Origin of the sequence: Pseudoduganella umbonata, from assembly GCF_014192225.1 — a bacterium.
Taxonomy (GTDB): Bacteria; Pseudomonadota; Gammaproteobacteria; order Burkholderiales; family Burkholderiaceae_D; genus Rugamonas; species Rugamonas umbonata.
In genome coordinates this window covers 74,502-82,982 of record NZ_JACHXS010000018.1, presented here as the reverse complement: position 1 = coordinate 82,982, position 8,481 = coordinate 74,502, and the positions used below count along the sequence as shown (strand labels likewise).

Annotated in this window: 3 protein-coding genes; all 3 read left to right on the top strand. The window is 64.6% G+C overall.

Going from position 1 to position 8,481, the window contains the following annotated elements; genetic code table 11:
* Nucleotides 1–4,788: beta strand repeat-containing protein (locus FHS02_RS30480; RefSeq protein ID WP_183444273.1), on the top strand; the 4,788-nt coding region annotated here is incomplete at its 5' end.
* Between the two features lie 183 nt (nt 4,789–4,971).
* On the top strand, nt 4,972–7,116 hold the full coding sequence (locus tag FHS02_RS30475; protein WP_137315126.1) for a peptidase domain-containing ABC transporter: 2,145 nt from the start codon (nt 4,972–4,974) through the stop codon (nt 7,114–7,116).
* Nucleotides 7,089–8,468, top strand: a complete 1,380-nt coding sequence (locus FHS02_RS30470; protein ID WP_137315125.1) for an HlyD family type I secretion periplasmic adaptor subunit — start codon at nt 7,089–7,091, stop codon at nt 8,466–8,468. The genes FHS02_RS30475 and FHS02_RS30470 overlap by 28 nt, the downstream gene beginning before the upstream one ends.
* Nucleotides 8,469–8,481: the final 13 nt, after the last annotated feature.

Sequence of the window (8,481 nt, the reverse complement as noted above, 5' to 3'; positions counted from 1 at the left end):
ACGCAACTGGGTGCACTGGACGCGGACCTGTTCACTGCCGGCCTGACGACGGCACAAATCCAGGCGCTGACGACCGCCCAGGCTGCTGGCCTGACGAGCGACCAACTGCAAGCCCTGTCGACCGATAACCTGCGGGCACTGGAAACGGCCGACTTGCGCGCGTTGAAGACAAGCGTAATCTCGGCCTTGGGCTCCGATCAGCTGAAAGCGCTGACTTCGGACCAGCTGGGTGCACTGAGCACCGGCCAGTTGGCCGCCCTGAGCAGCGACGCGCTGGAAACGCTGACCTCGGCTCAATTGGCTGGCCTGACCTCGGCACAGATCGCCGGCATGGGCACTGCCCAGATCGCCGCACTGTCGACCGATGCGTTTGCCTCGCTGAGCGCTGACGCGGTGGCCGGCCTGAAGAGCAGCGCGATCGCCGCGCTGACCTCGGCCCAGGTGGGTGCGCTGACCTCGGCGCAGATCGTTGCGCTGACCACTGCGCAAGCGGGCGCGCTGACGACCGACCAGATCGGTGCACTGACCAGTGCCGACCTGAACGCCATGGAAACGGCTGACCTGCGCGCACTGAAGAGTGCCGTGATTGCTGAACTGACCAGCGCACAAATCGCTGGTCTGTCCAGTGATGGCATCGCCGCGCTGACGTCGACGCAATTGGCGGCACTGAGCACGGACCTGTTCACCGCCGGCCTGACGACGGCACAGATCCAGGCGCTGACGACGGCACAAGCTGCCGGCCTGACCAGCACGCAACTGCAAGCCCTGTCGACCGACAACCTGCAGGCGATGGAAACGGCTGACCTGCGTGCATTGAAGACGAGCGTGATCTCGGCCCTGAGCTCGGATCAGCTGAAAGCGCTGACTTCGGACCAGCTGGGTGCACTGAGCACCGGCCAGTTGGCCGCCCTGAGCAGCGACGCGCTGGAAACGCTGACCTCGGCTCAATTGGCTGGCCTGACCTCGGCACAGATCGCCGGCATGGGCACTGCCCAGATCGCCGCACTGTCGACCGATGCGTTTGCCTCGCTGAGCGCTGACGCGGTGGCCGGCCTGAAGAGCAGCGCGATCGCCGCGCTGACCTCGGCCCAGGTGGGTGCGCTGACCTCGGCGCAGATCGTTGCGCTGACCACTGCGCAAGCGGGCGCGCTGACGACCGACCAGATCGGTGCACTGACCAGTGCCGACCTGAACGCCATGGAAACGGCTGACCTGCGCGCACTGAAGAGTGCCGTGATTGCTGAACTGACCAGCGCACAAATCGCTGGTCTGTCCAGTGATGGCATCGCCGCGCTGACGTCGACGCAATTGGCGGCACTGAGCACGGACCTGTTCACCGCCGGCCTGACGACGGCACAGATCCAGGCGCTGACGACGGCACAAGCTGCCGGCCTGACCAGCACGCAACTGCAAGCCCTGTCGACCGACAACCTGCAGGCGATGGAAACGGCTGACCTGCGTGCATTGAAGACGAGCGTGATCTCGGCCCTGGGCTCGGATCAGCTGAAAGCGCTGACTTCGGACCAGCTGGGTGCACTGAGCACCGGCCAGCTGGCAGCCCTGAGCACCGATGCCCTGGAAAACCTGACGTCGGCTCAATTGGCTGGCCTGACCTCGGCACAGATCGCCGGCATGGGTACTGCCCAGATCGCTGCACTGTCGACCGATGCGTTTGCCTCCCTGAGTGGCGCCGCGGTGGCCGGCTTGAAGACCAACGCAATCGCCGCGCTGACCTCGGCCCAGGTGGGTGCACTGACCTCGGCACAAATCGTTGCGCTGACCACCGCGCAAGCAGGTGCGTTGACCACCGTGCAGATCGCTGCCCTGACCAGTGCCGACCTGAACGCCATGGAAACGGCCGACCTGCGCGCACTGAAGAGTGCCGTGATCGCTGAATTGACCAGCGCACAAATCGCCGGCCTGTCCAGTGATGGCATCGCTGCCCTGACGTCGACGCAACTGGCGGCACTGAGCACGGACCTGTTCACCGCCGGCCTGACGACGGCACAGATCCAGGCGCTGACGACGGCACAAGCTGCCGGCCTGACCAGCACCCAGCTGAAAGCCCTGTCGACCGACAACCTGCAGGCGATGGAAACGGCTGACCTGCGCGCGTTGAAGACGAACGTGATCTCGGCCCTGGGCTCGGATCAGCTGAAAGCGCTGACCTCGGACCAGCTGGGTGGCCTGAGCACCGGCCAGATCAATGCACTGAGCACCGATGCGGTGGAAGCGCTGACCTCGGTTCAACTGGCCGGCATGACCTCGGCGCAGATCGCCGGCATGGGTACGGCGCAGATCGTTGCACTGTCGACCGATGCGTTTGCCTCCCTGAGCGGTGCCGCGGTTGCCGGCCTGAAGACCAACGCGATTGCCGCGCTCACGTCGGCCCAGGTCGGTGCCCTGACCTCGGCTCAACTGGTGGCCCTGACCACCGCGCAAGCCGGTGCGCTGACCACCGACCAGGTTGGCGCCCTGAGCAGTGCCGACCTGAATGCCATGGAAACGGCCGACCTGCGCGCACTGAAGAGTGCCGTGATCGCTGAACTGAACAGTGCCCAGATCGCCGGCCTGTCCGCCGATGGCATCGCTGCCCTGACGTCGACGCAACTGGCGGCACTGAGCACGGACCTGTTCACCGCCGGCCTGACGACGGCACAGATCCAGGCGCTGACGACGGCACAAGCTGCCGGCCTGACCAGCACCCAGCTGAAAGCGCTGTCGACCGACAACCTGCAGGCGATGGAAACGGCTGACCTGCGCGCGTTGAAGACGAGCGTCATCTCGGCCCTGGGCTCGGATCAGCTGAAAGCGCTGACGTCGGACCAGCTGGCTGCCCTGAGCACCGGCCAGGTCACTGCACTGAGCACCAATGCGGTGGAAGCCCTGACGTCGGTCCAACTGGCCGGCATGACCTCGGCGCAGATCGCCGGCATGAGTACGGCGCAGATCGTTGTGCTGTCGACCGATGCAATGGCCTCGCTGAGCACGTCCGCGATCGCCGGCCTGAAGACGAACGCGATCGCCGCGCTGACGTCGGCCCAGGTTGGTGCGCTGACCTCGGTGCAGATCGTTGCGCTGACCACCGCGCAAGCCGGTACGCTGACGACCGACCAGATCGGTGCACTGAGCAGTGCCGACCTGAATGCGATGGAAACGGCCGATGTGCGCGCACTGAAGAGTGCCGTGATCGCTGAACTGAACAGCGTTCAGATCGCCGGCCTGACGTCGGCAGGGATCGCCGTGCTGACGAGTTCGCAACTGGCAGCGCTCGACTCGGACCTGTTCACCGCAGGCCTGACGACGGCACAGATCCAGGCGCTGACCACGGCGCAAGCCGCTGGCCTGACGAGCGCGCAACTGCAGGCCCTGTCGACCGACAACCTGCAGGCGATGGAAACGGCTGACCTGCGTGCGTTGAAGACGAGCGTGATCTCGGCCCTGGGCTCGGATCAGCTGCAGGCACTGACCTCGGACCAGCTGGGAACCCTGAGCACCGCCCAGATCGTTGCCCTGAGCACCGATTCGCTGGAAGCCCTGACGTCGGCGCAAGTCGTTGGTCTGACCTCGGCACAGATGGCGGGCATGGGCACGGCGCAGATTTCGGTGCTGTCGACCGATGCGCTGGCAGCACTGGGTACCGCAGCAGTGGCAGCAATCAAGACGCATGCCATCGCCGCGCTGACGTCGGCACAGGTCGATGCCCTGACCTCGGCGCAAGTGATGGCGCTGACGACGGCGCAAGCCGGCTCCCTGACGACCGCCCAGATCGGTGCATTGAGCACGGAAATCCTGCAAGTGATGGAAACGGCTGATCTGGCCGCGCTGAAGTCCGACGTGTTTGCTGAACTGACGACGGCGCAACTGCAGGCCTTCACGACGGACCAGCTGCCGAAGCTGACGACGTCGCAGATTGCCTCCATGAGCTCGGAGCAGATCCATGCCCTGAGCACGGATCAATTCGCTTCGCTGACCACGGCCCAGATCGGCGCCCTGAAGTTCATGACCCCGGTGGTCCTGGACCTGGACGACAACGGCATCGATACCCTGGCCAAGTCCGCAGGCGTGCAGTTCGACCTGCTGGCCAACGGCGACAACCTGAACACCGGCTGGGTGGCTGGCAACGACGGCCTGCTGGTCCTGGACCGTAACGGCGACGGCGCCATCAACGACGGCTCCGAGCTGTTTGGCGAAGGCACCACACTGTCGAATGGCCAGAAGGCAAAGAACGGCTATGAAGCAATGGCCGAACTGGATACGGATGGCGACGGTGCCCTGACGGCCGGCGACACTGCGTTCGGCGACCTGAAGGTATGGGTGGATGGCAATGCCGACGGTGTCAGTGCCGCGAGCGAACTGAAATCGCTGGCCGATCTGAACATCACCAAGCTGAGCCTGGAAACGACAGCGACGGCAACGCTCAACAACGGCAATATCGTTGGCCTGACCTCGAGCTACGAAACGGCCGATGGCAAGTCGCATGCGGCGGCCGATGTCTGGTTCGCAACGAGCAGCGCAACGGCTGGCTCGAGCAGCCTGTCGGCGGCGATCGCTTCCTACGGCAACACGGCGGCGGTTCCAGCCGGTGCCACGCCGAAGCTGGAAGTGTCGGCAGCAACGAACCTGTCGGCCAGCGTGGCCAACATGGCCGCGTCGCTGAAGTCCTTCGACGAATCGGCCAAGCTGCGCACCGGCACCGAGTCGATGGCGTCGTCGGACGACACGCTGCGCCTGAAGGCCCTGCAGAACAGCGCAGGCCACGGCTTCCTGGCCAGCCCGTCGAAGTAAGCACGCTCGTAGTAAAAAAATCTCCGGCCGGTCGCTTCGGCCGGAGGCTACCGAAACGGCAAGACTGTGGTCTTGCCGTTTTTTTATCAATGGGTTTTCCCCCGCTGTTCCGCGCTTTGAGTGGCGCCTGAAACAGCCATGCGTAGGGTAGAATCCATTGGCGAAAACATTGCGTACCAGCACATGCCAGATAACTTTGCCCATACCGCCATCCAGTGCCTGACCGCCGTCGCCCAGCACCACGGGCTGCAGATCAATCCTCAACGCCTGATCGACGACTATGCACTGGTTGCGGAGGAGCCGAATGACGGCACGCTGCTGCGGATCGCCAGCGACATTGGCTTGAAGGCAAAGGCCGACAAGCTTTCCTGGCAGCGCCTTCTGCACCAGCAGGGCGTGTATCCGCTGCTGGCGCGGCTCAATGAAGGCAATATGGTCATCATCGTCGGCGGCGAAGGCGAAGGTGCGGAAGGCAAGGTGGCCGTGCTCAATCCGGCCGCCAACAACGGCCAGGTGGTGCAGGTCGGGCACGACGATTTCATGCGCCACTGGTCGGGCGAGGTCCTGTTCGTGAAACGGCAGCACAAGCTGACCGACCCGTCGCAGCCATTCGGGCTGAAGTGGTTCATTCCCGAACTGCTGAAGCAGAAGGCGGCGTTTCGCGACATCCTGATCGCCGCCATCGTCATGCAGTTGCTGGCCCTGGCGTCGCCGATCTTCTTCCAGCTCGTGATCGACAAGGTGCTGACGCACCAGAGCTACAGCACCCTGTGGGTGCTCACCGCCGGCATCGTGCTGGCTCTCGTGCTCGATGCGCTGTTCGGCTACCTGCGCCAGGTGCTGATCCTGGCAGCCAGCAACAAGATCGACATGCGCCTGACGCGCCGCACCTTCGCCCACCTGCTGTCGCTGCCGATCGATTATTTCGAGACCACGACCGCCGGCATCATTACCCGGCACATGCAGCAGCTGGAAAAGATCCGCAGTTTCCTTACAGGGCGGCTGTTCTTCACGGGGCTCGACCTGCTGTCGCTGGTGGTGTTCCTGCCGATCCTGTTCTCGTATTCGTTGAAGCTGACGATGATCGTGCTGCTGTTCGCCGTGCTGATCGCCGGCGTCGTGATGGCGATGATCCCCACATTCCAGCGCCGCCTGAATGCGCTGTACAGCGCCGAAGGCATGCGCCAGGCCATGCTGGTGGAAACCATCCACGGCATGCGCACAGTGAAGGCGCTGGCCATCGAGCCGGCCCAGCGCCGCGACTGGGACCAGCGCTCGGCCGAGGCGATCACGATGCATTTCCGCGTCGGCCAGATCTCGATCACCGGCAACGCGGTAACGGATTTCCTGGGCAAGCTGATGCCGGTTGTGCTGATCGTGGTGGGCGCGCAGGGCGTGTTCGACGGCACGCTGACGATCGGTGCGCTGATCGCCTTCCAGATGCTGTCGCAGCGCGTCACCCAGCCCCTGATCTCCATCGTCAGCCTGATCAACGAGTACCAGGAAACGGCGCTGTCCGTGAAGATGCTGGGCGAAGTGATGAACCGCGCACCGGAAGGCCGTGCCGGCGCCGGTGGCCTGCGCCCCGTGCTGAACGGCGAGATCAAGTTCGAGGATGTGACGTTCCGCTACCCGGGCTCGCAGATCAATGCGCTGGACCGCACCAGTTTCACGATCACGCCCGGCACGGTGGTCGGCATCGTGGGCCGCAGCGGCTCGGGCAAGACCACGCTCACCAAGGTGATTCAGGGCCTGTACGCGGTGCAGGAAGGGATCGTGCGCTTCGATGGCTTCGATGCGCGCGAGATCGAGCTGCAGCACCTGCGCCGCCAGATCGGCGTTGTGCTGCAGGAGAATTTCCTGTTCCGCGGCACGATCCGCGAGAACTTGCTCGTCACCAAGCCCGATGCCACGTTCGAGGAAATCAATGAGGCCGCGGCCGCCGCCGGTGCCGATGAATTCATCGAGCGCATGCCGATGGGCTACGACACGATGCTGGAAGAGAATGCCTCGAACCTTTCCGGCGGCCAGAAGCAGCGGCTGTCGATCGCCCGCTCGCTGCTGGCGAAACCGCGCATCCTGATCCTGGACGAAGCGGCCAGCGCGCTCGATCCGGAGAGCGAGGCCATCTTCATCCGCAACCTGTCGAAGATAGCAATCGGCCGCACGGTCGTGATGATTTCGCACCGCCTGTCCACGCTCGTCAACGCGGACTCGATTCTCGTCATGCAGCGAGGCCGCCTGGTCGACGCTGGCCGTCATGAAGAGCTGCTGACGCGCAGCGACACTTACCAGCATCTATGGAACCAGCAAACAAGCCACCTGTGATGGGCGAGCGCCGCTCGGCCAAGCGCCGCATGGGCGACGACACCGAAGTCGAATTCCTGCCCGATGCGGACGCCATCGAACGTACGCCCCTGCCGCGCTATGTGCGCATGACGCTGCACCTGCTCGTGCTGGGGTTAATGCTGTTCATCCTGTGGGCCAGCCTGTCGAAGATGGAAACCGTGGTCACCGCGCATGGCCGGCTGGTGAACCCCACCTCGAACATCATCGTGCAGCCGCTCGAGACATCCATCGTGCAGCGCATCCACGTGCGGGTCGGGCAGGTCGTCAAGCAGGGCGAAGTGCTGGCCGAACTCGATCCCACGTTCACGCAGGCCGACGAGCAGCAACTGCGGAATCGCCTGACAAGCCTGGATACGCAGGTGGCCAGCCTGCAGGCCGAGCTGGCCGGCACACGCGCGCCAGGCGGCGCGGGGAGCGGCGCCGACAATGCGCTGCAGGCGCAACTCTCCGGCGAGCGGCAAGCCAATTTCGAAGCGCAGAAGCGCCGGCTGGACGAGAATGTGCAGCGCCTGCGCGCCTCCATCGAAACGAACAAGCGCGACCAGCAGGTGCTGGCCGAGCGCCTGAAGTCGCTGGCGCAGATCGAGGCCATGCAGCAGCAACTGGTGGCCGAGAACTTCGGCGCCAAGCTGCAATTGCTGGAAGCGCGCGACCGTCGGCTGGAAGTGGAGCGCAGCCTGATCAACGGCCGCAGCCGCGATCTCGAACTGGCCAAGGAACTGGCGGCAGCCGAGGCGGAACGCGCCGCGCTGAACCGCGGCTGGCGGCAAAAGTCGCTGGAGGAATTGCTGAGCGTTACGCGTGAGCGCGACACCATCAACGAGCAACTGGCCAAGGCCGACAAACGCCGCCAGATGGTGCGCGTGACCGCACCGGCCGAAGCCATTGTGCTGGAAGTGGGCAAGCTGTCGCAGGGCTCGATCGTGCGCGAGGCGGAAGCCATGTTCACGCTGGTGCCGCTGGGCGCGAAGCTGGAGGCCGAGGTGCAGATCGATTCGGCCGACATCGGCTACATCAGCCCGAATGCGCACGTGCACCTGAAGCTCGATGCCTTCCCGTTCCAGAAACACGGCGCGCTCGATGGCAAGCTGCGCACCATCAGTTCCGATTCATTCAAGCGCGAGCAGGTGGCGGCGGGGCAGGGCACCGACGCGTATTACCTGGCGCGGGTGGACTACGGCAATGCCGGGCTGCGCCGCATGCAGCCCGGCGCCCGGCTGTTGCCCGGCATGACGGTCACCGCTGAAATCGTGACGGGAGAACGCACGATCATGTCCTACCTGTTGTGGCCCCTGACGAAGGCGATGGACGAGTCGATCCGGGAACCGTGATCGTGGCCGCCGG

Excerpts from the sequence above, each read along its gene's own strand:
- FHS02_RS30475 (WP_137315126.1), top strand. The coding sequence starts at position 4,972 with ATGCCAGATAACTTTGCCCATACCGCCATCCAGTGCCTGACCGCCGTC.
- FHS02_RS30470 (WP_137315125.1), top strand. The coding sequence starts at position 7,089 with ATGGAACCAGCAAACAAGCCACCTGTGATGGGCGAGCGCCGCTCGGCC.